This is a genomic window from Sedimentitalea sp. XS_ASV28 (assembly GCF_041224545.1).
Classification (GTDB): Bacteria; Pseudomonadota; Alphaproteobacteria; order Rhodobacterales; family Rhodobacteraceae; genus Sedimentitalea.
The window spans coordinates 1-491 of record NZ_JBGFGP010000019.1; the positions used below are offsets into that span (position 1 = coordinate 1).

Annotated in this window: 1 protein-coding gene; it reads right to left on the reverse strand. The window is 55.2% G+C overall.

The window, feature by feature from the left end; genetic code table 11:
• Window positions 1–356: 356 nt before the first annotated feature.
• Window positions 357–491: transposase (locus tag AB9K34_RS00185; RefSeq protein ID WP_369952484.1), on the reverse strand; the 135-nt coding region annotated here is incomplete at its 5' end.

Sequence of the window (491 nt, forward strand, 5' to 3'; positions counted from 1 at the left end):
GCGTGCGTGCCCTCTCGGCAGATTTGCTTTGCAATTCGCCTGCCGGGGGACAGTACGTGGCGCTTCCGTGGCGAACTTGTCCCACAAGGCATCCTTCCATTCCTGCGAAAGGATCACACCATTAAACCGTGGGATCAAACAGTTGGGGGATTCCATGCATCAGCAGTACCCGTGCAAATGCCAACGGCGAACCACAAGTCTGGACGCTGCCTTCTGCCTCGTCGTGCAGCAGTTTTCCGCCCTGAAGGGCGGCATCGCGATATGATATAAAGGCTTTGCAGTATTCCGGGCTGGTTCTATCGCGTAGTGAATCGCCGCAGATAATGCAACAGACCCCTTGACGACCGTAAGCTAGGTCATGTTGACAAATGACGGATCCAAAGTCGGATTGACGCGATGTCGATGAAGCCCAGGAAGCTTTCAGCCGTCTTATCGTAGCGGGTTGCGACGCGCCGGGCGTTCTTGAGTTTGTTGAAGCACCGCTCAACCAT